This is a genomic window from Acidimicrobiia bacterium, from assembly GCA_030584185.1.
Taxonomy (GTDB): Bacteria; Actinomycetota; Acidimicrobiia; order Spongiisociales; family UBA11373.
This window is the reverse complement of sequence record CP129495.1, coordinates 1,098,197-1,122,514: the sequence shown is the minus strand read 5'-3', so window position 1 is coordinate 1,122,514 and position 24,318 is coordinate 1,098,197. Positions and strand designations below refer to the sequence as shown.

Below are 24,318 nucleotides of genomic sequence, written 5' to 3'. Positions count from 1 at the left end.
TGCTCGCCGAGCGGATCGGACGCCCGGCCGGGTTGGCGTCGTTCGGGAGCGGGTGTCCTGGTGTCACCTCTCCCAGTCGATCGCGACCTCCGCTTCGACATCGGGAAGCGGCAGTGCAGCCGCCTCGGCCTCCACCTTCCCCGACTCGGCGGTGGACAGACGTCGCCAAGGACTGATGGTGATCCGGTGCTGCGCCCGACGCCAGGTCCCGACGATCTCGCCGGAGACCAGCACGGCTCCGGGCCACACCCGGGAGGTCCACAGCGTCGAACGATGCCGGGCGTCGGGAACGAGAAGGCCCCGGTCCGGTCCCTGGAGCAGGTAGTAGGCGTCGCCGCTGGGGAGGAGTCGGGCTTCGGGAGAAGACTCCGGCGAGAGTCGGAGCAAGGGTTCATCGTCCGCCAACAGCCAGGTTTCGCCCAGCGGAGTCGACACAGGGATCAGGTCGGCACCGAGCGCGGCGAGAGTGGCAGCGGCCTGTTTCGGTGTGACCCCGGCCCAGGTGGCGAAGGATCGGTGACTGCCCGGACCGAACACGCGAAGGTACCTGCGCGCCAGCTCGAGCCGGGCGACCTGGGCATCGACCGAGGGTGCCGGCACCGCCCTGATGGTGGGCCGGCCGGCACCCGTCCATCTGATCAGCACCCGCCCGCTGGTGGTGGCGTACCGGAGCCTGTTGGGTGGCTCACCGAGGGCGCGACCGGCGGCAGCGTACTCCATCTCCGCCCCGTCGAGCAGGGCCTCGAGCCGATCGGCGAGCTCGAAGGCGCGTCGCCGGGCCGCGGTGGAGTCGGGGAGACGCCCCATCGTGAACACATGCCGATCGACCTCGGCCACCACGTATGCGCTGTAGCGCGGACCCCACACCTGCACCAGAGTGTGGTGCTGCCATGCTCGTGGATCCGTGGCGGTGACACGGGCGTTGATCGAGAGCAGCGCCGCCCGCGGCATCGAATCCTGCAGGCCCGCCCAGGCGGCGGCCCGCAGGGACTCGCTGCCTTCCGGCAGCCGTCGATCGAGGGCACCCACCCTCCTGCGAAAGGTCAGGATCTGCTGCCGGGAAGCCTCGAGTCGCGCTCTGCCCATCCCACCTCCTGTGGCGTTCGCAGCCTATGGCATGGCCGTGACCGAGCAGAACCGCGCGGTCGGGGCCACCTTCTCTCTCCAACGAATCCGTAGCCGTCGCCGGGCGCCGGCCCGCCTGGCGCCGCGTCGGTGACCTCCCCTCACACTGGGAGATCGAGGCCATGGGGAGGTCGGACCCTCTCGGCCGGCTTCTCCACCACTGCGAAGATGTCATCCCCCCGGTTTTCGAGCGAGTGGCCGAGCCGGGAGACCGATCGAGCGAGACGGCCCAGGTCCCAGGTCCTCCACACGAACTCGGTGCGCAACGAAACGACGCGGAACCCGACGTGCTCCAGGATCCGACGCAGCTCGCCGACGCTGTACTCGCGAAAGTGCCACGGGTACTGCATGGGTGGTTCGTGTTCCAGGGCTCTTCCGATGGTCAGCAGCGATGCCGCGTTGGGTGTGGTGAACAGTGCCCGTCCACCGACGCCAAGCACCCGGTACACCTCTTCCAGGAAGTAGAACAGCCCGCTGAGCGTCGTGGCGTGGCGGTACTCGATGTCGGAGAGGTGCTCGAGCACCTCCAGGCACACGACCGAGTCGACCGAGCCGTCTTCGAACTGCAGCGGCTCCTTCCGGAAGTCGTTGAGCGCCGGTCGAGGCCGCGCATCGGGGAACCGCTCCCAGATCAGGCGGGCCGCCGGGTTGTCGAGGCTCCCCGCCTCCATCACCGTCCCCCGAGAGAGGTCGAATCGGCGGATGTACTCGATCGCCACGGCGATGCGGCGGGCGTCGAATCTGTCCTGGCCCGCCGCAGTCGGTGAGGGAGCGGCCAGCTCCGATCTGACCCCGGCTTCCACCTCCGGGGCGTGGTAGGGCGACTCCACAAGGCCGCGTTCGATGGTCCTCGTGGGCCATCGCCGCACTCCGCGGCCAATGCGGCGCACCTGATCCCAGATCCGCAAGGTCGGCGTCTCCCGGTGAGGGCCGGGCCACGCTACCAGCGGCGGTCGTCGACCAGGCACCCCCCGGCCCCTCCATCGTCACGCTCGGGGTCTTCCTGAGCGGCGGCAGCCCGCCGGTATCAGAGCAGCAGCGTGGCGATCGCCAGGAACCCGCCGAACCCGACCATGTCGGTGATCATCGTCATGAAGATGTTCGATGCCATCGCCGGGTCCTGCCCTAGCCGATGCAGAAGCAGGGGGATTCCGCTCCCCGCCAGGTTGGCGATCACCAGGTTGGCCAGGGCGGCCAGCCCGATGACCACGCCGATGTCTGCCCGCCCGGTGAAGAAGGCAGCCACCAACCCCGACATCGCGGCCACGGCCAGGCCGTTCACGAACCCGATCAGGAGCGACCGGCCCAACAGGCGGCGGACCATGTGCGAAGGGATCTCCTCGACCGCCATCGAGCGGATCACAACCGCCTGGCTCTGGGCCCCGCTGTTGCCACCCACCGATGCCACCACCGGCATGTAGGCGGCGAGTACGGCGATCCGCCCGATCACCGGCTCGAAGCGGCTCACCACCAGGGCCACGAAGAAGGCGCTCGCCAGGTTGAACACCGTCCAGGGGAGCCGGTGAAGCACCGATTGGTACCAGGTGGTGTAGATGGTCTCCTCGACGCCGGCGCCGACCATCGCCGCGATGTCCTCGGATGCTTCACGCTGCACCGCCTCGATCACGTCGTCGATGGTGACGATGCCCAGCAGCACCCCGGCCTCGTCGACCACCGGCAGCGCCAACAGCCCGTATCGCTGGATCAGCTCGGCGACCTCCTCTCGGTCGGTCTCGGGCCCCACGGCGACCGGGTTGGGGACCATGACCTCGGCAAGGGAGGTGAGTGGCCGGGCGAAGACCAGGTCGCGAAACGAGACCACACCGGTGAGCCGGCCATCCAGTTCGGTCACGTAGACGTAGTTCATCTCCTCGAGACCCTCGTGGAGGCGCCGCAAAGCCTCGATGGCCTCGCCGGCGGTGATCCCCGATGGCAGCGTCGCCGGACCCGGGGTCATCAGTCCGCCCGCCGAGTCCGGCGGGTGCCGGAGCAGGTCGAGGATCTCCTCGACCCGTTCCTCATCCATCTCCTCGAAGATGGCCTGACGCGAGTCCTCGGGCATCAGACCGACGATGTCGGCAGCCTCCTCGGGCGGGAGCTCGGTGACGGCGGCGGCGGCCTCGGCGGCGGTCAGCTCTTCGAGGATGTCGGCGGCGGCGGCGTCCTGCATCTCCTCGAGCACCTCGGCCGCCTCACCCGGTGTCAGCTCGGAGATCAGGTCGGCGGCGTCCTCCTCCGGGATCGCCTCGAGGATGTCGGCGGCGTTCTGGGGGTCGGCCTCGGCGAGCGAAGCCCACTCCTCCTCGTGGGCATCGAGGTAGTCGGCGGCCTCATCGGGGCGGCGACGGGCCAGCTCGCGCAGTGCGATTGCGAGGTCGCGGGGACGGCGCAGACGGATCTTCATGCCGGGCCGATTCAAGCACCGCGTTCGGGAGGCGGGGCAGGTCTCCTGCCACGGAGAAAGAGGATCGGCCCGCAACTGCAAGGCAGCCGCGGGCCGATCCCGGTGGGTGGCAGGCCCTCGTGGGGGGCACGAGCGCCTGCGGGTGGGTGACCCTGGGGGAGGTCACCGGGTCGGAATGCTAACCGGCTGTGAGCGACATCCCGATGACCGTCCGGTGGGGGTCAGGTGCCGGTGGGACGCGGCTCTCGAGGGAGGCCGAGGACGCGTTCGCCGATGACGTTGCGCATGATCTCGTCGGTGCCTCCGGCGATACGAAGCCCGGGCCATCCCAGAAGCACCTGCGTCCACTGGCCGTCGCCGATGGCGTCGTCCCCGGCGAGCATCCCAGTGCTTCCCTGGACTCCCACACCGAAGGAGGCGAGCCTCTCGAGCAGGTCGCCGAGAGCGAGCTTGGCAACCGAACCCTCGGCGGTGGGGATCTCGCCCCGCTCCATCTTGGCCAGGATCCTCCCCCCGTGGAACTCGAGCACGCGGGCGCGCACGTAGATGTCGGCTAGAGCCTGCCGGGTCACCGTGTCCTGCATCGGATCGGCTCGGAGGCGGTCCTCGACCTCGCCGAGGAGCCGACGAAGGGCCGCCATCCCGGCTCCACTGGACAGGCCACCAAGGGCACCTATCGAGGTGCGCTCGTTCATGAGCGTCGTCAGCGCCACCGACCAGCCCATTCCCGGCTCACCGAGCATCTGTGCGGCCGGGATCCGGGCTCCATCCAGGAACACCTCGTTGAAGTTGGCGCCGCCGGTCATCTGTCGCAGCGGTCTCACCTCCACCCCGGGCTGTTCCATGTCGAGGATGAAGTAGGTGATCCCGGCATGCTTCGGTGCCTCCGGGTCGGTGCGGGCTATCAGCATCCCCCACCTGGAGAGATGGGCGCCGCTGGTCCACACCTTCTGTCCGTGCACGATCCACTCGTCGCCGTCGGCGGTTGCACGCGTCTGGATGCCGGCGACGTCGCTGCCTGCGTTGGGCTCGGAGAACAGCTGGCACCAGATCTCGTCGCCGCGCAGCATGGGGCGCAGCCACCTCTCCTTCTGCTCCAGGGTGCCCCAGGCGAGCACGGTGGGCCCTCCCATGCCCACGCCGATGGCGAACAGCTCGAGGGGGAGGTCGTAGGCGGCGGCCTCCCGTACCCAGGCCACCTGGTGCGCCGTCGTCAGGTCGCGACCGCCGTACTCGCCGGGCCAGGTGATCCCGGCAAACCCGGCCTCGGCGATGCGCCTTTGCCATCGCTTGGCCTCGGCCACATAGGCGGGTTCGTCGCGCCTCTCGGGAAACAGCACCGCCGGGTTGTCGTCACCGCTGCGAAGAGGAACGTTGGCGGCAAGCCAATCCCGGGCCTCGGCACGGAACTCCTCGACCCCGATCATCTCGCCAGGTTAGGTCGGGCCCGGTACGGCGCCCGCCGTCTCTTCGGTGAAGAGACGCTCCACCAGGGCGCCCCAGTCGAATCGGTCGCTCACCTGGGAAGCCGGAATGGTGATCAGCCTCTCATCGGCGATGAAGTCGGGCAGCAGCCGGTCCAGGATCTCTTCGATCTCCTGGCGAAAGGCGTCGTTGACCGAGCGCACGCCGTCGGCCTGGAGGGCGACGTCGGGGAGCAGCCGCACGAAGAGGTCGTAGGTGGAGGCCCATCGTCTCACCAGGGCCTCGACGCCGAAGGGATCGGCCCCGTCGGTGACACGCAGGAAGTACGCGTAGTTGTCCACCACCGCCCGATCGGTGACCAGGACGTCGCATCGGTCCGCAAGCTCCAGCTCCTGCTGGATCTGGGTGACCAGCACCCAGAGCTGCGCCTCGGCGGACGCTCCCTCGTTGAGGCCGAGGGGATTGAAGCGAACCACCTCCCGACCCACTTCGACGCTTCGTCCGCTGCGCCCGACTGCGCCGGCGAAGGAGTGCACGGCGTTGGTCTTTCGCACCGAGTGGGACCCGATGAAGGCGATCTTGGCGGAGCGGCTCATCTCCGGCCGAATGTAGCCGGAGGCGGTGACGCCTCGATCGCTCGACGGCAGCACGTTCGTACACTCCGGGCGGGAAGGAGGTGACCGTGGAGCGCTTGACGTCGTACTCGCACGGGGCCGGCTGAGCCTGCAAGCTCGCCCCCGGTGAGTTGGCGCAGGTCCTGCGCCGTCTGGAGAACCTGGATGCGGTCCATCATCCCGACCTGCTGGTCGGGATCGAGGGGTCGGACGACGCCGGTGTGTTCCGGGTCTCAGACGACGCCGCCCTGGTCCAGACCGTCGACTTCTTCACACCGATCGTCGACGAGCCCGACGACTGGGGTCGGATCGTCGCCGCCAACGCCCTGTCCGACGTCTATGCCATGGGCGGGCGCCCGATCACGGCGCTGCAGATCGTGGGGTGGCCTCGTGAGGCGCTCCCGCTCGAACTGTTGGGGGAGGTCCTCGCCGGGGCGGCCGAGGTCCTCGCCGCCGCCGGGGTGACGATCGTCGGGGGTCACACCATCGACGACCCGGAGCCCAAGTTCGGTCTGGCGGTGACCGGGCTGGTGCATCCGGATCGCATCCTGAGGAACCGTGGGGCTCGGGCAGGCGACCTGCTGCTCCTGACCAAGGCGATCGGCACCGGTGTGATCTCCACCGCGATCAAGCGGGGGCTTGCCGGGCCTGCGGAGCGGGCGGCGGCCGTGGCCTCCATGGTGGCGCTCAACGATCGCGCCGGCCGTGCCGCAGTCGCCGCCGGGGCGTCGGCGGCCACCGACGTCACCGGGTTCGGGCTCCTTGGACATCTGGGTGAGATGCTCGACGGCGTCGGGGTTCGGCTCGATGCGGCGGCGGTGCCGATCCTTCCCGGGGCGCTCCGTTTCGCTGCCGAGGGCGTCGTGCCGGGCGGCACGCGCCGCAACCTGGAGCACGCTTCGGGGTTCACGGAGTTCGGCGATGTCGACGAGGCGGGCCGCATCCTTCTCGCCGACGCCCAGACCAGCGGCGGGCTCCTCATTGCCGTCGCCGAGGCCGCGGCGATCCCGTTGCTCGCCGGGCTCACCCGGGAGGCCGTGTTCGTGGCCGTCATCGGGCAGTTCACAGAGGAGCATCCCGGTACCGTGGTGGTGACGTGACCGACACCGACCGGCTCCCCGCGATCGCCGACGCCCTCTCCATAGGCCGCCTCCGCCGTCACGTGTTCCTCTGCGCCGACCAGACGGTGCCCCGCTGTTCTTCCGTCCCCGAGAGCCGTGAGACCTGGATCCACCTCAAGCGGCTGAGCAAGGAGCTGGGCCTGGCGTCGCCGCCGCCCCCATGGCGGGACGATCCCACAGCCGACCCAGTGCGTGAGCCAGGAGACGGGATCATGTTGCGGACCAAGGTCGACTGTCTGCGCATCTGCGAGGATGGGCCGATCGCCGTCGTGTACCCCGAGGGCGTCTGGTATCGACGGGTCACCCCCGAGGTGATGGAGCGGATCGTGCGGGAGCACGTCATCGAGGGCCGGGTCGTGACCGAACACGCCTTCGCCGTAGACGATTTGCATTCCGGCGACACCTAGGCTCGGTGTCGTGAAGCGGCGAAACCTCGTCCTGACTGCGCTCGTGGGATGGGTGCTGTGGCGCCTTTTCGGCAAGGAGAGCTCTCCGGCGGCCTCCGGGCCGCAGGAGCGGCCTTCGGGCCCCACGGGACGCACCGTGCTCGCCGGTCGCCACGAGTTCTTCGTGCGCGAGTCGGGACCGGCCGACGGCCCTGTGCTGGTCCTGCTGCACGGGTGGCTGTACGACAGCCACGCCACCTGGCATCGGATTCGCTCCGGTCTAGACACCAGCCATCGGGTGGTCGCCATCGACCTGCGCAACCACGGCCGCAGCGACCGGATCCGCAGTCGTTTCGAGGTGGCCGACGTCGCCGACGACGTGGCCAGGGTGTTCGACGTGCTCGGACTGGACGCCGTCCCTGTCGTCGGGTACTCGCTGGGGGGAATGGTGGCTCAGGAGCTCGTGCTGCGACATCCGGGCAGGGTCACCCGGCTGGTGCTCGGAGCGACCGCCGCACACCCTTCGTTCGTACCCCGCTCGGTGGGGGTGCCGCTCCTGGTGGCAGGCAGGGCACTGGGCCGCATCGACCGCACTCTCCTGCCGCGCCTCGCCCATCGGTACATGATGCTCGCCGGGGTGATCCCTCCCGAGCACTCCGCCTGGCTGTGGCAGTCGCTGATGGAACGCGATCCGGACCTCTACTACGAGGCCGGATTCGCCATCCTCCGCTTCGACGCCCGCGACCGGGTGTCACGGATTCGGATACCGACGCTGTGCGTCATCCCGACCGAGGATCAGTTGGTGCTTCCGGCGAGGCAGTACGCCACCGCCGCCGCCATCGCGGACGCACAGGTGTACGAGGTGGTCGGGGGGCGTCACGAGGCGGTGCTCACCCATCACGAGGAGATCGCCAAGGCCATCGCCGGGTTCGTCTCCGGGTGATCGGCGTCGAGATGCGTGCGGCCTCCCGATGGTGGGAGGCCGCCGACAGGGTTTCGGCTCAGTGCTCGTGGCTGGTGAACTGCTTGGCGATCAGCAGGCCAACCGCGACCACGATGAGGAGGAGCAGGATCTTCTTCATGGTCTTCGACTCCCTTCTGCGGGTGATCGTACTCCCCGACCTGCTCAATGTCGGGAACCTGAGACGCGCCGGAGTCGCCTCGTGAGCGGCCGTCTCGCCGCCTGGTCGGCGCTGGTGAAGCCCCGCATCATCGAGTTGCTGCTCATCACGACACTTCCGGCAATGGTGATGGCGGCGGGTGGGTGGCCGGGCAACGGCCTGGTGTCGGCGACGCTGGCCGGAGGGTTCCTCACCGCCGGTGGGGCCAACGCGCTGAACAACGTGATCGATCGCGACATCGACGCCCGGATGGCGCGCACGCGCAAGCGACCGCTTCCCAGCCAGCGGATCTCCTCCTCCGAGGCTCTGCTTCTCGGGCTGGTGCTCGGCGTGGCCGGCGTCGGCCTGCTGGCGGTGGCGACCACGCCGCTCGCCGGCGCCCTCGCCGCCGGAGCGCTCCTCTTCTACGTGCTGGTGTACACGCTCGGGCTGAAGCGCTCTACGCCGCAGAACATCGTGATCGGGGGCGCCGCAGGGGCGGCACCGGCGTTGATCGGGTGGTCCGCCGTCTCCGGGACCACGGCGGTCGAGGCGTGGATACTGTTCGGCATCGTGTTCTTCTGGACCCCGCCCCACTTCTGGGCGTTGGCGATCCGGTTCCGGGAGGACTACGCCGCCGCCGGCGTGCCGATGCTGCCGGCGGTCGCCGGTCAGGAAGCGGTGGTCACGCAGATCGTCCTCTACTCGATCACGGTGGTCGGTGTCAGCCTGTTGCTCGCTCCCGTGGCGGGGCTGGGACCGATCTACCCGGTGGCCGCGATCGTTCTCGGGTCCGGCCTGGTGGCGGCGGCCTGGCGCCTTCGAGGCCGTCCCGACCGTGCCCTTGGCGCCTTCCGCTACTCCAACCTGTACCTGGCGCTGCTGTTCGGCAGCATCGCTCTCGACGTGCTCAGGGCAGCATGACCGATCGGGGAACGCTGGCGATCGCCTCGGTCCTCACCCTGGCTCCACTGGTCGGGGCTGCGCTCGCCGCCCGGCCCCGGCCCAAGGGTATGGACGTGGTGTACCTGGCGACGACGGTGTTCGGCGCCATCGCCCTGGTGGTGGCCGCCTGGGCCGCTTTGTAGGCCCATCGGCGCTGTTACGGTTCGGCCCGATGTTGGCCTCCGTCTCCTACCCGCCGATTCCGATCTTCGAGATCGGCCCGATCCGCCTCTCGCTGCACGGGGTCATGGCCGGAGTGGGATTCCTGGTGGGGGCGATGCTGATGATCAGGGAGGCCCGCCGCCGGGGCTTCGACGAGGAGAAGATCACCTCGGTGCTCACTTGGGCGCTGGTGGGTTCGCTCGTCGGGGCGCGTTACTTCACGGTTCCGGCCCATCTCGACGAAGGGCTGGTGGAGGCGCTGCGTCCCTTTGGCACCTTCTCCATCATGGGCGGGTTCGCCGGCGGGATCCTGGTCGGGGCCTGGCGGATGCGGCGGCTGGGCATCGACGTCGCCGCCCACATGGACATGGCCTCCTTCGGGCTGGCCATCGGCACCGTGATCGGGCGGATCGGCGACCTGTTCATAGTCGAGCACCTCGGTGCCCGCACCGATTTCTTCCTCGGATACCTGGTGAAGCCGGGTTACGACCTGGCACCACAGCACGACGGCCTGGAGGTGCTGTGCGAGACCGCAGGCGACTGCGGCCCGTACCACCACGCCGCCCTCTACGACCTCTTCGGTGCCGCCCTGCTGCTCGGACTCCTCTACCTGCTGGCCCGTAACTGGTCGCGCATCCGCTACGGCGTTCTGATCCTGGTGTGGGCCGCCTGGTACGGGATGCAGCGGTTCCTCATCGACTTCGTGCGCAACACCGACCTTCCCGGGGCCGATGCCACCGCCGGCCCGTTCACCTGGAATCAGTGGACCGGGCTGACGGCATCGCTGCTGGCCCTCGGCCTGGTCGCCTGGCTGGTCGTGGGCCGCCGCACGCCGATCGTGTCGCCCGAGGAGGACGCCGCCCGAGGGGCGGTGCCTGCGGCCGAGTGAGCAGCGACACTGCTCCGATTCGACCCGACGAGCGGTTCGACGAGGAGCGGGTGGCGGACCACCTCCGCCGCAACCTGCCTGACCTGCTGGGAGACTCGTCGATCGTCTTCGAGCAGTTTCCCGGCGGCAAGGCCAACCTGACCTATCTGGCACGGGCAGGCGACGTGGAACTGGTGCTGCGCCGCCCGCCGCTAGGGGAGGTCGCCCCCAGGTCCCACGACATGGCACGCGAGTACCGGGTGCTCTCGGTCCTCCACTCCGTCTTCCCACAGGCACCAGAGGCCCTGCACTTCTGCGGCGACCCCGAGGTGATGGGCAAGCCGTTCTTCGTCATGGAACGCCGGCGGGGCGAGGTGATACGGGAGGAGTGGCCACCCTCCGTGGACGGCACCGAAGCCGGCCGCAGGACGGTCGCCGGAAACCTGGTCGACACTCTCGCCGACCTCCATCTCGTCGACCATGTCGTCCTCGGCCTCGGCGACCTGGGGCGGCCCGAGGGCTTCACCACCCGTCAGGTGGAGGGTTGGACCGAGCGTTGGATTCGAGCGCAACACCACGAGGTGCCGGCGATGGATGCGTTGGGTGAGCGGCTGCTGTCACGGGTGCCTGCTCCGCAGCGCGCCGTGTTGCTGCACAACGACTTCAAGCTGGACAACACCATGATCGGTTCGGGCGGCGACGTGGTGGCGGTGTTCGACTGGGACATGGCCACCCTGGGGGATCCCCTCGTCGACCTGGGCACGGCCCTCAGCTACTGGGGCGGGACCGGGTCGAAGACTCGGATGGTCACCTCCGACGCCACCGCCCCGGGGGTGGTGATGCCCGCCGAGGAGGCGGCCCGGCGCTACGCAGTCAGGACCGGTCTCGACCTCGGCGAACTCGACTGGTATCGCGCCTTGGGGAGTTTCCGCATCGCCGTCATCCTCCAGCAGATCCACATCCGGTGGGTCCGCGGCCAGACCCGCGACGAACGCTTCGCGGTTCTCGGCGACCTCGTGGGGCCGCTGGCGGAGGGCGCCCTGGAGTCGCTGGACTGACCCTCAGCCCAGCACGCGCCGGCAGCTCCAGTGGCTCCACGGGCTGGGACCGTCGCTCATCGGCCGGCCGTCTGCGAGGTTGCGCAGCAGGGCGCCGCGCGACTCCCAGACGAGCAGCGCCGCCACCATCGCGTCGTGTTCCGGCTCGAACGGGGAGGCGTCGACGGGAAACTCCGGGAACTGCTGGCGCACCCGCTCCACGCGGGCCTGCCAGTACTGCAGGCGATGCTGGAACAATCCGGTCACCCCGGAGGTCACGTTCACCGAGAACGGGATCCCGTGGCTCTCGCAGGCCATGATCTGGATGGCGGCATCGACCTGTGAGGGCACGCAGGTCTCGGCACGAGCCGGGTCGGCGCACACCGTCTCGTCGAGGCCCCAGCGGGCGAACACCTCGGTCACCAGCGGGCGCCATTGTTCGGCGCCGGCGCCGGGCTGGTATCCGGCTGCGTATCCGCGCGCCACGTTGCCTTCGTGCTCGGCGAGACGGGTCAGGGTGCCTTCGTGGACGACGCCTTCCCCGGGCAGCCGGAACGTCTTCTGGAACCGGGCGACCGCTGCCTCGGTGCGGCTGCCGAACACGCCGTCGATGGTTCCGGGGCTGATCCCGACATAGGCGAGCCTCGTCTGCAGGTCGCGTACCGCCTCCCCGCGGTCGCCCCGGCGCAGCACGACGGTTTCCGACCCCTCCCCGGCAGCGACCAGCGCCGTCCAGGTCGCCGAGTCCACCGATCCGGTCGCGGTCAATCCGGCGACACTCTGGAAGGACCGCACCGCCGCCGCGGTGCGAAGGCCGAACTTGCCGTCGATCGGGCCCGGATCGTGACCGGCGGCGGCGAGCATGCGCTGTGCCTCCGAGACCCGGGCTCCGGTGTCCCCCGGCTCGAGCGAGTCGAACCCGGCGCCGAGGGCGTCCCAGGTCGCAGCGTCGACCCGACCGGTCGCCGCCAGGCCGGACTCCGTCTGGAAGGACCGGACGGCAGCCTCGGTCTTGCCTCCATAGATGCCGTCGATCGGACCGGGATCATGACCTGCCGCCGCCAGGCGCCGTTGCAGGTCGGCGACGGTGGTACCCCGGTCGCCGGGCGCCAGGCTCGGAGCCGAAGGGGATGCGGCCAATGCATCCCAGGTGGCCTGGTCGACCTCGCCGGTCGCCGGGAGTGACCGGCTGGTCTGGAAGGAGGAGACCGCCTGCCTGGTCTTGGGCCCGAAGACGCCGTCCCTCGGCCCGGGGTCGAAGCCGGCATCGAGGAGCCGGGCCTGGAGGTCGATGACACCGGCACCGCGGTCCCCTAGGTGGAAGAGCGCCCCTTCGCCGGCATCGGCTGCCGGCGCATCGGGAAGTGCCGCGGCGACCGCAATGGCGGCGACGAGGGCGACTGCCCTGACGATCGGGGGGCGATGCTTCATGCTGCCCGGGCCAGGCTAGGGCGGCATCGGGAGTATGCGCCCCGGTCAGCCGATCCCGTGCAGCTCCGCCTTCGCCTCCCGGGTCATCAGACCTTCCACCAGGTCGGCCGGGGAGCGTCCCTCGTAGAGGACCGCCCCGACCATGCGGGCGATGGGCATGTCGAGGCCGTGCCGATCGGCCAGGGCCAGCACCGCCTCGGTGGTCTTCACGCCTTCGGCGACCATGCGCATCTCGCCGACGATCTCGTCGAGGGACCGTCCCTCGCCGAGCGCCACCCCTACCCGCCGGTTGCGGCTCTTCTCCGAGAAACAGGTGGCGATGAGGTCGCCCATCCCGGCGAGACCGGCGAAGGTGAGCGGGTTGCCGCCGAGCACGATCCCGAGGCGGGTGAGCTCGGCCAGGGCCCTGGTCACCAGTGCCGCCTTGGAGTTGTCGCCGTAGCCCAGTCCGTGGGCCATGCCGGCGGCGATGGCCATCACGTTCTTCAGGGCACCCGCCGCCTCACAGCCGACGACATCGGGGTTGGTGTACACCCGGAAGGTGGGAGTCATCAGGAGGCCCTGCAGTTCTGCGGCGGTGGCCGGATCCCTGACGGCGACCACCGCAGCGGTGGGCTGCCCGGCGGCGACCTCGGCGGCGAGGTTGGGGCCGGTGAGGACGCCGACCTTGGCGGGGTCGGCTTGGGGCAGTACCTGCTCCACGATCTCGGTCATGCGCAGCAGCGTGCCTTGCTCGATCCCCTTGGTGAGGCTGAGGATCGGCGTGCCCGGTGGCACCAGCGGCGCCGCCTCCTGGAGCACCGGACGGAAGCCGTGGGATGGCACCGCCATCACCACCAGTTCGACACCGTCCAGGGCTTTCCCCAGATCGGAGGTGGCTCGCACCGAGTCGGGGAGCGCCACGTCGGGGAGGTAGGCGTCGTTGCATCGCTCCGTTTCGATCGCCCTGGCCAGATCCGGGCGGCGCGCCCACAGGCTGGTGGGGGCGGCGCGGCCGCACATCTCTGCAACCGCAGTTCCCCAGGATCCGGCTCCGATCACGGCGACACGCACCGGGGAACCGTAACGCCGCTTCCGGGGTCCCGCCACGGGGATCCTTGACCTCGGGCCCGTCACCGGCAAGATTGGGCCCGTGGCGGCGGGCCCCGACAGACGGACCTTCGTTCTCGACACCTGTGTGCTCCTCGCCGATCCGGGGGCACTGTTCCGCTTCGATGAGCACGACCTGGTATTGCCCCTGGCGGTGATCGAGGAGCTGGATCGCAAGAAGACCCTGATGGACGAGGTGGGCGCCAACGCCCGTCGCGCCATTCGCCTCCTCGAAGAGCACGGGGCGTCCCGGCCCGGAGGCCTTTCGCAGGCGACACCTCTGCCTTCCGGCGGCACGCTGCGCATCGAGATCAACGGGATCCACTCGAGGCGCCTCCCCGAGGTGCTCGACCCGGCCACCCCCGACCACCGGATCCTCTCCACCTGCCTGGAGCTGGCCGATCGGATGGAGTCGAGGGAGACGGTGCTGGTCACCAGGGATGCCTCGCTTCGTATCAAGGCGGCGCAGCTCGGGGTCGCCGTCCAGGACTATCGCGCCGACACGGTCGCCGTCGACGAGTCCTACTCCGGCGTCGCCGAGGTGGACGTCGAGGCCGCCACCGTCGATCGGATCTACATCGATGGCAAGGTGGTGCTGCCGGGAGTGTCCGGGTTGTTGATCAACCAGTTCGTCGTGTTGCGCGCCTCGGCATCGCAGACGGCGGTGGGACAGGTGGTGGATCTGGAGCCGGAGACGGTGGTGGTGCGGGTTCCGGGCAGCCGCCGCGTCTTCGGGGTCGAATCGAAGAACTTGCGCCAGGCCTTCGCCCTCGACCTGCTCCTGGATCCGGAGATCCCGGCGGTATCGGTGATGGGCCCGCCGGGAACGGGAAAGACCTTCCTCGCTCTGGCGGCCGGGCTGGAGCAGGTCCTGGAGGCCGGCCGTTACCGAAAGGTGTCGGTGTATCGACCCCTGATCGCGGTGGGCCGTCAGGAGGTGGGCTACCTGCCGGGGGACCTCGACGAGAAGCTCGCCCCGTGGATGGCGGCGGTGCACGACAACCTTTACGCCCTGTTCGCCGAGGGCGGCCCGGCGGCGGCTCGAGGGGCCCTCGAGGAGCTGATGGAGCGCGACGCCCTCGAGCTGGCGGCGATCACCTATCTGCGGGGCCGGTCGATCACCGGAGAGTTCGTGATCGTCGACGAGGCGCAGAACCTGGAGCTGTCGACGCTCAAGGTGATCCTGACCCGGATCGGCCCAGACGCCAAGGTGGTGTTCTGCGGGGACTTCAGCCAGGTGGACAACCCGTACGTCTCACCGTTCGGCGGGGCGGCGGCGCTGATCGAGAAGATGAAGGGCAACCGGCTGTTCGGCCACGTGACCCTGGAGCGGACCGTGCGCAGCCCGCTGGCCGAGCTGGCGGCAGGTCTGCTCTGAGGCGTCGTCGCCCTGGTTGGCTAAGTTCGTCTCCATGACATCTCGCGGTCGTCCCGGCATGAACGACCGGCCGTCTGCCGGCATGACGAGGAGGACGGCGCGTGCCGCCGCCAAGCGGGTGGACGCCATGTTCAGCCGCCACGGGCCCGCCTTCAAGCAGCTGGCCGTGTCGTGGGCGGCCAACGTCGCCGGCGACACCCTGGTGGCGGTGGCCCTCGCCGGAACCCTGTTCTTCAGCGTTCCCACCAGCGAGGCGCGGGGAAACGTGGCCCTCTACCTGGGCCTCACGCTGGTGCCGTTCACGGTGATCGCCCCGATCATGGGTGGGCTGTTCTCCCGTCTCGGCGGCGTCTACCGGGCGGCTCTGACCATCGCATCCAGCCTGAGAACCATCCTGGCCGTGGTGATGATGATGGGCCTCACCACCCTCTGGCTGTACCCGCTCGCCTTCGGGATGCTGGTGCTGTCACGCCTCTACGGGATCGCCCGCTCCAGCATGCTTCCGGTGGCGCTGCCGCAGCCGGTCGCCCTCGTGGGCGCCAACGCCTTTCTGGCCCGCATCGGGATCTACGCCGGTGCCGTGGTGCTGCCGATCGGGGCGGCACTGGTCTCGATCGAGCCGTCTCTGGCGCTGGCGCTGGCGGCGGTGTTCTTCGGGTTCTCCGCTTTCACCAGCCTGGGTCTCCCCGATCCGCGTGATGCGGCGCGTCGCGACCGGACCTTTCTCGCTCCCGACGACGTGATGCAACCGATGACCTCGGGGGCGACCCGTTCGCTGCGGCTCTCCCGTCTCGCCACCGCCGGGGTGCGGCTCATCAACGGCTTCCTCCTCCTGCTGCTGGCTTTCGAGTTCCGGGGCCAGGAGGCGGGCGGGGTGGATTTCGCCGCCCTCATCGGTGCCGCCGGGCTCGGGTACGGCCTGGCCTCCCTGATCAGCCCGGCGTTGGAGAGGCTGCTGCGAGAGGAGCCGATGGTGGTGGCCGCCCTGGCGATCGAGGCCGCCGCCGCATTCGTGGCCGGTCAGTTCTTCAGCCTGGCGGCGGCGGCGGCGCTGGCGGCGGCTGCCGGTCTCGCCTGGGGCACGGCCAAGTTCGCCTTCGACGGGCTGCTGCAGAGTCGGGTGGCACCCGATGGCCGGGGAGCGGCGTTCACCCGCTCGGAGACACTGTTCCAGCTCGCCTGGGTGGTGGGTGCCATCATCCCGGTGACGCTGACCATCGATGCCCGGGTCGGCTTGGCGGTGGCGGGCGCCGCCGCCCTGGCGGCCCAGACCGTGTTCGTCGCCGGACTGCTGGTGGAGAGGGACGGGCCGCCCCGTCCGTGATGATCAGGCGGCAGCGGGCTGCTGGTCCACCTGCTCCTCGACCTCGAGCCGCAGCCCCTTGAACATTGCTCCCAGTACCGCCGTCGCCGTGAGGCGGGGTGCCATCACGATCCCGGCGGCGGCGACCGCCGCGGCATGGAGGAGCTTGAGGCGGGCGAGGGGCTTGCCCTCGGCGGTGCGCACGGCCACGGTGCGCCGCGAGGCCGCCTCGAACATTCGGGTCATCTGCTCGTTCACGGGGCAAAGAGTAGCCAGGTGGCCGGTCACTGCGCCCGGCCACCTGTGGGCGTGGCCGCGGTAGCGTCACGCCGTGATCATCACCGATCTAGTCCGTGTCGAAGTCTTGGAGCGAGCCTTGGCGGCGCGGCCGATGGAAGCCTGTGGCCTGCTGGCGTTCGACACCGAGGGTGTGCTGCGCAAGGCGTACTGCGTGCCCAACGCCGATCAGTCCACCGTCGAGTTCACCATCGACCCGGCAGAGCACCATCGCGTGGTGCGCATGGCGGACGCCAACGGCTGGACGATCCGGGGCGCCTTCCACTCGCATCCCGCCGGCCCGGCGTTGCCTTCGGCGACGGACATGGCAGGTGCTCCCGGAGGCGAATGGATCGATGTCATCGTCGGCCTCGAAGGCCGCCATCCGGAGATGCGGGCGTGGAGGATCGTCGAAGGAGTGCCGGTCGAGGAACCCCTGGAGGCAGGGGAGTGACCGCCTTCGTCGATCGCATGGAGGAGGCGCGGCTCCGCGTCCCCGAGGTCACCCCGGGTGACGTGGAGGAGCGTCTCGGAGGGGGATTGGTGCTGATCGACGTCCGGCACGACCACGAGATCGTCGCCGGGACCATCCCCGGGTCGCTGGCGGTCCCGTGGGAGCGGCTCGCCGACGAGGTGGCGGATGCCGCGCCCGATCGGGATGCGGAGATCGTCTTGTTCTGTGCCACCGGCAGGCGGTCGCTGCTCGCCGGGCTCGAACTGCGGGAGATGGGGTACGGGAGGGTCGCCTCCATGAGTGGGGGGATCGTCCTGTGGAGGATCGAGGGAAGGGAGGTGATGCTTCCCGAAGGGACCGGGCCGGCCCGCTACGCCCGCAACGTCGCTTTGCCCGGGATCGGGGGGGCGGGCCAGGAGCGACTAGCCGCCGCCCGGGTCCTGGTGATCGGGGCCGGTGGGCTCGGGTCACCGGCCGCCCTGTACCTGGCGGCCGCCGGCGTGGGCACGGTCGGGATCGTCGACTCCGACCGGGTGGAGCTTTCCAACCTGCAGCGACAGGTGATCCACGACACCGACCGCATCGGACAGCCCAAGGTGGCCTCGGCGGCGGCGGCGCTGTGCCGCCTCAATCCCGGCGTGGAGGTGCTCCCGAGGGAGGAACCCCTCATGGCGGGCAATGCCCTGGATGTGATGTCGGACTACGACGTGGTGATCGATGGGACCGACAACTTCCCGACCCGTTACCTGGTGAACGATGCCTCCTTGCACCTGCGGGTGCCGGTGGTGCACGCCTCGGTGTACCGGTGGGAGGGCCAGGTGACCGTCTTCGACCCCTATCGGGGGCCGTGCTACCGCTGCCTGTATCCGCTGCCACCCGATCCGGGGACTGTGGCCGACTGCGCCGAGGGCGGGGTGCTGGGGGCGCTCACCGGGGCGATCGGCTCGCTGCAGGTGGTGGAGGCCATCAAGATCCTGGTCGGTGCCGGCGACGCCCTGGTGGGAAGGCTGCTCATCCACGACGCCCTCTCCGGCGAGTCGACCACGCTGCGGTTCGAGCGGCTTCGGGACTGCCCCGCCTGCGGGGACGAGGCCCGCCCGCCGCCGCTCGTCGACTACGACGCCTGGTGCCGGGCGCTCTGAGTCACCAGCCGAACAGCAGGGCACCGATCTGGTAGCGGACCAGAGGCGATATCGCGGCGTCCCCTCCGAGCAGGTCGACGTGGAACGGGTCGAGACGGAGGAGTTCGGTCGACACCGCAGCGGGGAGGCTGGTCCCGGGGACGAGGAGGATCGGCCCCCGCCAGGCCCCCGCCGCCGCCGCCCCCGCCAGGGCGTCGGGGAAGGCGAGGCCGGTGGCGACCGTCACCCGGCTGGCACCGTCGGGGAAGGCGTCCTGGGCGAGGCCGATGGCGGTGTCGTAGCGGTTGGCGCCGGCGATGCGGACCGTGTTGGGCTGTATCTCCTTCAAGGCGTTCACGACATCGTCGGAGATCACCGCCGTTCCGCCGACGACCACAATCCGTTCCGGTGCCAGGCGGGTGATCTCGTCCCTCACCACCTGCGGGACGGTGTTCGGATCGGTGAGCAGCACCGGACCGCCGTATACGACGGCAGCGGGCGCGGCGGCGAGGGCGTCGGGAAAGTTGAGCCCGGTGGCGATCACCACGGTCCTGGCGGTCGCCGGGAACCCGAGCTGGGAGATCGCCACCGCGGTGGCGTAGCGGTTGCTCCCGAAGACGCGCACGGTGTTGGTCTGGATGGCGGTGAGTTGGTCGAACACGACCTGGGAGACTGCGGTGGTCCCTCCGAGCACGACGATCGAGTCCGGGTCCATGTTGGTGATCCCGGTGAGGGTCTCCGACGGGATAGAGTCGGAACGGACCAGGAAGAGGGGGGCATCCAAGAGGCCGGCCACCGCCGCTCCGGCGAGGGCATCGGGGAAGTTGGTGCCGACGGCGACGAAAGCCGTCTTGGGGCCGCGTGGGAATGCCCAGGAGCCCACCAGGGAGGCTGTGTGGTAGCGGTTGCTGCCCATGTGGGTCAGCAGTGTCGGCTTTCCGATCGTGGTGACATAGGCATCGAGCGGTCCGCTCGCCGTGAGTTCGGCCACGCCCGGTCCCGGGTCGAAGTCGGCGGTCCCCAAGAGCCGGCCGGAGGCGGCGAAGCCGCCGGAGCCGTCCCAGCCGAGGCCCTCGGATCGGACGGTTCCGGTGCCCGACATCGCCCCGTGGTCCTCGTAGTCGCCCAGAGCGCTCAGCTTCCACACGAACCCGGCGGGATTGGCCGAGGCCGACGAGGCGGTGTCGGGGCCGGGGTCGAAGTCGACCGTTCCCGAGAAGGTGCCGGTTGCGGTCGCCGATTCGATGGCGCCGCCCAGGTGAACACCGGTGACCTCGTCGTCGTTGACGCCACCGGCGCGCTTGGCCCAGGAGAGCTCGCCGTTCTGATCGAGCCGAACGAGGAAGGCGTCGAGGCCGCCGGCGGAGACCAGGTTCAAGGTCTCGGTGGGATGAGGATCGAGGTCGGCCGTACCCGCGAAGCTCCCGCCGATGACGGCGAAGTCGTAACGGTCGACCGAGATCGCCGTCGCCGTGTCGTCTCCGGCGCCGCCGAGCGGGGCGGCCCACTCAAGGTACCCGTCCGGGTCGAGCCTCCAGGCGTAGCCGTCGATCCCTCCGTTCGAGGTGCGATTGCTCACTGCACCGCTCGGGTCGAAATCGACGGTGCCGCTGAAACGGCCCGCCGAGTAGACGCTGCCTGCGGCGTCGGTGGCGACCGCCATGCCCTCGTCCGGCCCGGTGCCGCCGAGGAGTCGAGCCCAGACGTGGGTCCCGTCGGCATCGAGCTTGGACACGAAGGCGTCGGTGTCGCCCACGCCGGGGAGGTTGGCCTCACCGGCGCCCGGGTCGAAGTCGACGGTGCCCGTGTAGTAGCCCGTGGTGAGGACGTTGCCGCCGCGATCGACCGCGATCGCGGAGCCGGTGTCGGCGCCCGCTCCGCCTATCCGCTTTGCCCAGAGCAGGTCGCCGTCGGTGGACAGCTTGAGGACGAACATGTCCTGGTCGCCTGCCGAGGTGAGGTTCGACGTGCCCGGGCCGGGGTCGAAGTCGACGGTGCCCATGAAGTATCCGGTGACGTACACGTTCCCCGCCGGGTCGGTGGCGATACCCATCCCCTCGTCGGAGCTGGTTCCGCCGATGGCGTGCGCCCAGAGCAGATCACCATCGGGGGTGAGCTTGGCGACGAACACATCCTGGGCGCCGGCGCTGGTCAGGTTGAAGGTGCCGCCGCCAGGGTCGAAGTCGGCGGTCCCGTTGAGGACGCCGGTTGCGTAGACGTTGCCCATCCGGTCCATCGCCGAGGCCCAGGCCACCGTCTGGTTGTCGCCACCGAACCGGGCGGCACGGCTCCAGCCCACCTCGGCGAGGGCTGTGGGAACGACGGAGGCGAGGAGGAGCACCACCACCAAGAGCGTCGGTGCGCGCGGCAGGCGTGCCATCAGTCCCTCCGCAGACCACGCCGCCCTGCCCCGCAGGCGGACACCGTAAGAGTATCAGCGACTCCCTGGGCGTGCCCGGGAGGCAGACGCGGTGGGAAGGGGGGTGGGCGGGTGTATCGCCGCCACCAACAGCAGCCCAGCACACGCACCGAGCTACGAGTGTCATCCTCACAGTCAGGGGTCTCGAAGGGGCGCCGACCGTCCGCATGCCGGGGCGCGCCGAAATGGCACTTGTCTCTCCGGATGCGTCCCCGCTGTGGAGGGGATCGACGAGATCGGTCAACAGTTGGCAGCTGCGGCGAGGGCCTCGCAGATGAGCCGGCGTCCGTCGGCGCCGAGCTTGCCGAGGCGTCTGGTGAGCACCGATTTGGGCACGGCGGCGAGGTTGTCGAATGTGGCCACGCTGTCGTGGTCGATGCCTTCATCGGGTCCGACCGGGATACAGGTGGGGATGTTGCGGATCGTGCTCGTGATGGGGGCCACGATGATGTTGGCAAGGACCGGGATGACCTCGTCGCGCGAGATGACGAGCACCGGTCGGCGCTTCTGGTTGGGCGTCTCCATCAACCAGATCTCGGTCTGGGCTACCACGGTTCCGCCTCGGTCATCGCGATGGCGTTGGACATGGCAAGGGCGTCGTCCTCGGGGCCCTGGGGCCGTTCCCGATACGACGCTGCGATGGCGGCACCGATCTGGGCTCGGTGAACGGCGTCGGCGAGGTGGTGAACGCCTCGGCGGATCACGGCCGATCGACTGTCTCCTATGCCCTTGGTCACGAGCTCGTCGATGAGGGCGAGTTCCGCCTCGGTGAACCGGGTAGGCACCGGGGTTGTCATACGGAGCAATATACGGATCGTATGACAAAGTGCAAGGGGGGATGCCCGTTCACCATCACACGCCTTCAGATCGACGGTCACGAGCCGCCGACAGCCAGCAAGTGCGGTTCGGAGTGGGGGCCAGGCCACCCCCAACACTCGACAAGGGTCACCGAGCGACCACGGTCACCACGGCGGGCGGGCCGGTTCAGCCTGCGACGATCAGGAACACCGAGTCGCCTGCAGTCAGGTATACCTCACCGTCGGGACCGACCCCGAAGGAGGTGATCCGAGGGGCGTCCACCGAAAAGGCGCGACGTTCGACGGTGCCGTCATCTCCTATCCGAAGGCCCATGACCTCACCGGTGCACCAGTCCCCGAAGAGGTAGGCCCCGGCGAGGCCCGGGACGGCGGAGCCCCGGTACACGTACCCGCCGGTGATCGAGCAGCGGCCGCCATCGTGGGAGTACTCGAACACCGGCATGGTGAACCCGTCGGGGACACAGAGGGCAGCCGCTCCGAAGCAGTGAGTCCCCTCGTAGACGGACCAGCCCAGGTTGTGGCCGCCTTGGTCGATGGAGACCATCGAGACCTCCTCCCACTCGCCCTGGCCGACGTCACCGATCCACAGGTCGTCGCCGTCGAAGGAGAACCGCCACGGGTTGCGCAGGCCGTAAGCCCACACCTCGGGGGCGCCACCGTCGGTGGCGAAGGGGTTGTCGGCGGGGATGGCGTAGGGGAAGGCCGAGTCGACGTCGATGCGCAGGATCGCCCCGAGCAGGCTGTCACGGTTCTGGCCGTGGCGGTATTGGTCGTTGGCGCCGCCCCCGTCACCGAGCCCGACGTAGAGCATCCCGTCGGGGCCGAAGGCGATCATCCCCCCGTTGTGGTTTCCGGCCGGCTGGGCGACGGTGAGGACCACTCCCACCGACTCGCCGGTGGTGAGGTCGAACTCCTCTAGGACCGTGTCGCCGCTTCCGGCGGCGCTGTAGTGGAGGAAGGTGCGGTCCGGGTCGGTGGGGTGAAAGGCGAGTCCGAGCAGGCCCTGCTCACCTCCGTACTCCACCCGGGAACGGAGGTCGAGGATCGTCTCGCGGTCGCCTCCTGGGGTGAGGGCGAGCACCACCCCCGGCTGCTCGACGACGAACAGCCGGTCGTCGCCGGTACGGGCGGTGACGAGCACCGGGTTGGAGAGGCCGGCGGCGACGGGCACCAGGGCGATCCCCACCTCGCCGAGAGGCGGCGGGGGAGGCACGGTCGTGGGCGTCGTGGGAAGCGTGGCAGTCGTGTCCGGCGCCGGGGTGGTGGTTCCTCCAAGAGTGGTGGTGGTCGCCGGCGGCTCGGTGGTCGTCGGAGCCGAGGTCGTGGTGTCGGCGCCGTCGTCGCCGCAGGCGGCGAGAGCCAGGATCATGCCGAGGAGGACGGTCAGTCGCCGGGTCACGCCCGCGAGGCTAGAGGCGCTGCGGCCGGTCATCCATGCCTCCGACCCGCTCTGGCCAAGACGCGCCGCGGCGGTTTGGGGAAGACGCCAAGACCAGGTGCGTCTACTGCACTCCATGTCCCACGCGAGTGCTCGCCAACAGCCAGCGCGAAGTGCTCGGACCATGCGGGTCGGTCCGTCAGTGGCACACACTCCCCGGCTGCCGTTTCTCAAGAACCCGGTGACGGCGCTACTGCCGATGGGCGTCGGTCCGGCCGCCACCGATTGTCATTGCGATCGCTCGCGATCTTGGCGTAGCTTGAGCAGGGAATGGCTTGACGAGAATGGGAGGTTGATCGATGCATTCGAGATCTCGACTTGGTTCAAGACTGACGGTGGGTGTCGTCCTGTTGGCGTTTCTCTCGGCCGTGCCAGCCATGGCCACTGGCTCGAAGCAGGGAACCAGAAGCTGCCCCGCCTCGTGGTATGTGGGGGTCACGTCGGAGACGACGGGCCCCACGAGGCACTACGCCCCGCTCGGTCACCTGATCGGGACCTACAACAATGGCGTGTTCCTCCAGGCACGCTACTCGTTGAGCGGTCTGCAGAGCACATCATGGAAGGCGGAAACCAACGGGTACATGAACTATGGGCTTACCTTCTCTTACTGCTATTGAGTCGGAGACAGCACTCCATCACTGGATTGGAATGGATGCAGCGCCGTGAAAAGGAAGACTTGGCAACGCCTCGCCAGTCGGCCGATCACGGCGACCGTGCGATCGATTGCCGTGATAGTCCTTGGAGCGGCGTGTATCGGACAAGGTGGCACCGCGACCACAGTCGGTGTCGAGCAGTCTGATCCGAACGCGACCTTTCTCCCCACCAGCGAGAGAGAGGAGGCAACTTCCAGCCTCCCACCATTCGAGGTCTTGATCGAACAGGTCGATCCGATCTACGGCTATGGCGACTACTCAGCCTACCCGTACTCCAAGGTCCCTTGGGGCCTCGTCACAGCGGCCGAGATAGCGTGCATGCGCGACCAGGGCTGGCCTGTGGAGCCTATCGGAGATACCGGAATCTCGTGGCTGGCCATACCTTTCGAACAGAACGAAGCGGCTCAGGTCGGCTTCGCGAGATGTGTCGCCGGTCTCAGCATTCCAGAGTATGGGGTCGAGTCAGGGGTCGAAGTAGAGAACATCTACACGTTCTGGGTCGACGTACTCAAGCCATGCCTCGAGGCAGAAGGCTACGACATTCCGGACCCGCCGTCGGTCGATTCGTTCGTCGAGAACTATCCCGACGTCGAATGGGTTCCCTGGCGGTATGTCAGCAACACGTCGTCCGAACTCGAGGCTCGATGCCCTCAGAGCCCGCACGACTACGGCGCCGGTCTCGGGCCGTAGCGACGGGGTCTCGTTGAGGACCTGGGACATGACCAGTCAGGAGTTCCCCCGCGTCGATCCG

Annotated in this window: 25 protein-coding genes; 12 read left to right on the top strand and 13 right to left on the bottom strand. The window is 69.3% G+C overall.

Features of this window, described 5'->3' with window-relative positions; translation table 11 throughout:
• Positions 1 to 63 precede the first annotated feature (63 nt).
• The 5 genes from QY307_05755 to QY307_05735 form a co-directional block, all read right to left on the bottom strand.
• Complete coding sequence (locus QY307_05755; protein ID WKZ81607.1) at positions 64 to 1,086, bottom strand: crosslink repair DNA glycosylase YcaQ family protein; 1,023 nt, start codon at positions 1,084 to 1,086, stop codon at positions 64 to 66.
• 140 nt (positions 1,087 to 1,226) lie between these two features.
• Positions 1,227 to 1,928 carry a methyltransferase domain-containing protein gene (locus QY307_05750; GenBank protein WKZ81606.1) on the bottom strand — a complete coding sequence of 234 codons (702 nt, stop codon included), beginning with the start codon at positions 1,926 to 1,928 and terminating at the stop codon, positions 1,227 to 1,229.
• A 224-nt stretch (positions 1,929 to 2,152) separates the two neighbouring features.
• Positions 2,153 to 3,529 (bottom strand): magnesium transporter, encoded by a 1,377-nt coding sequence (mgtE, locus tag QY307_05745; protein ID WKZ81605.1) that lies wholly within the window; start codon positions 3,527 to 3,529, stop codon positions 2,153 to 2,155.
• Between the two features lie 221 nt (positions 3,530 to 3,750).
• Entirely contained in the window at positions 3,751 to 4,956 is a 1,206-nt protein-coding gene (locus tag QY307_05740) for an acyl-CoA dehydrogenase family protein (protein WKZ81604.1), read from the bottom strand.
• A 9-nt stretch (positions 4,957 to 4,965) separates the two neighbouring features.
• The gene (locus tag QY307_05735) at positions 4,966 to 5,550 is read right to left on the bottom strand and encodes an AAA family ATPase (protein ID WKZ81603.1); all 585 of its coding nucleotides are present in this window, start codon (positions 5,548 to 5,550) and stop codon (positions 4,966 to 4,968) included.
• A 149-nt stretch (positions 5,551 to 5,699) separates the two neighbouring features.
• On the opposite strand from QY307_05735, the gene selD reads away from it, so the two are divergent.
• The 3 genes from selD to QY307_05720 are packed head-to-tail and all read left to right on the top strand — an operon-like array spanning position 5,700 to position 8,018.
• Positions 5,700 to 6,668, top strand: a complete 969-nt coding sequence (gene selD, locus QY307_05730) for a selenide, water dikinase SelD (GenBank protein ID WKZ81602.1) — start codon at positions 5,700 to 5,702, stop codon at positions 6,666 to 6,668.
• Positions 6,665 to 7,096: a hypothetical protein gene (locus QY307_05725; GenBank protein ID WKZ81601.1), complete on the top strand. Its 432-nt coding sequence runs from the start codon at positions 6,665 to 6,667 to the stop codon at positions 7,094 to 7,096. Before selD ends, QY307_05725 begins: the two co-directional genes overlap by 4 nt.
• Before the next feature lie 10 nt (positions 7,097 to 7,106).
• Positions 7,107 to 8,018 carry an alpha/beta fold hydrolase gene (locus tag QY307_05720; GenBank protein ID WKZ81600.1) on the top strand — a complete coding sequence of 304 codons (912 nt, stop codon included), beginning with the start codon at positions 7,107 to 7,109 and terminating at the stop codon, positions 8,016 to 8,018.
• A gap of 58 nt (positions 8,019 to 8,076) precedes the next feature.
• Here the strand turns inward: QY307_05720 and QY307_05715 are convergent, their stop codons facing one another.
• Positions 8,077 to 8,205: a hypothetical protein gene (locus QY307_05715; GenBank protein ID WKZ81599.1), complete on the bottom strand. Its 129-nt coding sequence runs from the start codon at positions 8,203 to 8,205 to the stop codon at positions 8,077 to 8,079.
• 33 nt (positions 8,206 to 8,238) lie between these two features.
• Here QY307_05715 and QY307_05710 point away from each other — a divergent pair, with 33 nt between their 5' ends.
• From QY307_05710 to QY307_05695, 4 genes are read left to right on the top strand one after another with little or no spacing between them, the layout of a single operon-like run.
• Positions 8,239 to 9,099, top strand: coding sequence for a heme o synthase (locus tag QY307_05710; GenBank protein WKZ81598.1), 861 nt, complete (start codon positions 8,239 to 8,241; stop codon positions 9,097 to 9,099).
• The gene (locus QY307_05705) at positions 9,096 to 9,263 is read left to right on the top strand and encodes a hypothetical protein (protein WKZ81597.1); all 168 of its coding nucleotides are present in this window, start codon (positions 9,096 to 9,098) and stop codon (positions 9,261 to 9,263) included. Before QY307_05710 ends, QY307_05705 begins: the two co-directional genes overlap by 4 nt.
• A gap of 29 nt (positions 9,264 to 9,292) precedes the next feature.
• Positions 9,293 to 10,171, top strand: coding sequence for a prolipoprotein diacylglyceryl transferase (locus QY307_05700; protein WKZ81596.1), 879 nt, complete (start codon positions 9,293 to 9,295; stop codon positions 10,169 to 10,171).
• A complete protein-coding gene (locus QY307_05695) occupies positions 10,168 to 11,208 on the top strand; it encodes a phosphotransferase family protein (protein WKZ81595.1) in 1,041 nt (346 codons plus the stop codon). The genes QY307_05700 and QY307_05695 overlap by 4 nt, the downstream gene beginning before the upstream one ends.
• A 3-nt stretch (positions 11,209 to 11,211) precedes the next feature.
• On the opposite strand, the gene QY307_05690 is transcribed toward QY307_05695, so the two are convergent.
• Positions 11,212 to 12,618, bottom strand: a complete 1,407-nt coding sequence (locus QY307_05690) for a peptidoglycan-binding protein (protein WKZ81594.1) — start codon at positions 12,616 to 12,618, stop codon at positions 11,212 to 11,214.
• Between the two features lie 45 nt (positions 12,619 to 12,663).
• The gene (locus tag QY307_05685) at positions 12,664 to 13,620 is read right to left on the bottom strand and encodes an NAD(P)H-dependent glycerol-3-phosphate dehydrogenase (protein ID WKZ83765.1); all 957 of its coding nucleotides are present in this window, start codon (positions 13,618 to 13,620) and stop codon (positions 12,664 to 12,666) included.
• Positions 13,621 to 13,750: 130 nt separating this feature from the next.
• Here QY307_05685 and QY307_05680 point away from each other — a divergent pair, with 130 nt between their 5' ends.
• Positions 13,751 to 15,085, top strand: coding sequence for a PhoH family protein (locus QY307_05680; protein WKZ81593.1), 1,335 nt, complete (start codon positions 13,751 to 13,753; stop codon positions 15,083 to 15,085).
• A 34-nt stretch (positions 15,086 to 15,119) separates the two neighbouring features.
• The gene (locus QY307_05675) at positions 15,120 to 16,409 is read left to right on the top strand and encodes a hypothetical protein (protein WKZ81592.1); all 1,290 of its coding nucleotides are present in this window, start codon (positions 15,120 to 15,122) and stop codon (positions 16,407 to 16,409) included.
• Between the two features lie 3 nt (positions 16,410 to 16,412).
• Here QY307_05675 and QY307_05670 read toward each other — a convergent pair whose 3' ends face one another.
• The gene (locus tag QY307_05670) at positions 16,413 to 16,646 is read right to left on the bottom strand and encodes a hypothetical protein (GenBank protein WKZ81591.1); all 234 of its coding nucleotides are present in this window, start codon (positions 16,644 to 16,646) and stop codon (positions 16,413 to 16,415) included.
• Positions 16,647 to 16,719: 73 nt separating this feature from the next.
• On the opposite strand from QY307_05670, the gene QY307_05665 reads away from it, so the two are divergent.
• Positions 16,720 to 17,118 carry a M67 family metallopeptidase gene (locus QY307_05665; protein ID WKZ83729.1) on the top strand — a complete coding sequence of 133 codons (399 nt, stop codon included), beginning with the start codon at positions 16,720 to 16,722 and terminating at the stop codon, positions 17,116 to 17,118.
• Positions 17,115 to 18,260: a molybdopterin-synthase adenylyltransferase MoeB gene (gene moeB, locus QY307_05660; protein WKZ83728.1), complete on the top strand. Its 1,146-nt coding sequence runs from the start codon at positions 17,115 to 17,117 to the stop codon at positions 18,258 to 18,260. The genes QY307_05665 and moeB overlap by 4 nt, the downstream gene beginning before the upstream one ends.
• A gap of 1 nt (position 18,261) precedes the next feature.
• Here moeB and QY307_05655 read toward each other — a convergent pair whose 3' ends face one another.
• The 4 genes from QY307_05655 to QY307_05640 all read right to left on the bottom strand — a co-directional run bounded on the left by QY307_05655 (position 18,262) and on the right by QY307_05640 (position 22,875).
• Positions 18,262 to 20,619: a cell wall-binding repeat-containing protein gene (locus QY307_05655; GenBank protein ID WKZ83727.1), complete on the bottom strand. Its 2,358-nt coding sequence runs from the start codon at positions 20,617 to 20,619 to the stop codon at positions 18,262 to 18,264.
• A gap of 279 nt (positions 20,620 to 20,898) precedes the next feature.
• The gene (locus QY307_05650; GenBank protein WKZ83726.1) at positions 20,899 to 21,210 is read right to left on the bottom strand and encodes a type II toxin-antitoxin system PemK/MazF family toxin; all 312 of its coding nucleotides are present in this window, start codon (positions 21,208 to 21,210) and stop codon (positions 20,899 to 20,901) included.
• On the bottom strand, positions 21,204 to 21,455 hold the full coding sequence (locus tag QY307_05645; GenBank protein WKZ83725.1) for a hypothetical protein: 252 nt from the start codon (positions 21,453 to 21,455) through the stop codon (positions 21,204 to 21,206). The genes QY307_05650 and QY307_05645 overlap by 7 nt, the downstream gene beginning before the upstream one ends.
• A gap of 187 nt (positions 21,456 to 21,642) precedes the next feature.
• Entirely contained in the window at positions 21,643 to 22,875 is a 1,233-nt protein-coding gene (locus tag QY307_05640) for a PQQ-dependent sugar dehydrogenase (GenBank protein ID WKZ83724.1), read from the bottom strand.
• Positions 22,876 to 23,576: 701 nt separating this feature from the next.
• On the opposite strand from QY307_05640, the gene QY307_05635 reads away from it, so the two are divergent.
• Positions 23,577 to 24,257, top strand: coding sequence for a hypothetical protein (locus QY307_05635; protein WKZ83723.1), 681 nt, complete (start codon positions 23,577 to 23,579; stop codon positions 24,255 to 24,257).
• Positions 24,258 to 24,318 lie beyond the last annotated feature (61 nt).